At 51.8% G+C, this 255-nt stretch carries 1 rRNA gene; it reads right to left on the reverse strand.

The features are described 5' to 3' along the window. Nucleotides 1-255: ribosomal RNA gene (locus J1779_RS00030) — 16S ribosomal RNA — on the reverse strand; the annotation flags it as partial.

Consider the following 255-nt stretch of genomic DNA (forward strand, 5'->3'; position numbering starts at 1 on the left):
TTGCTTCTCTTTGTATATGCCATTGTAGCACGTGTGTAGCCCTACTCGTAAGGGCCATGATGACTTGACGTCATCCCCACCTTCCTCCGGTTTATCACCGGCAGTCTCCTTTGAGTTCCCACCATTACGTGCTGGCAACAAAGGATAAGGGTTGCGCTCGTTGCGGGACTTAACCCAACATTTCACAACACGAGCTGACGACAGCCATGCAGCACCTGTCTCAGAGTTCCCGAAGGCACTAAGCTATCTCTAGCG

The organism is Rahnella rivi, from assembly GCF_019049655.1.
GTDB lineage: Bacteria > Pseudomonadota > Gammaproteobacteria > Enterobacterales > Enterobacteriaceae > Rahnella > Rahnella rivi.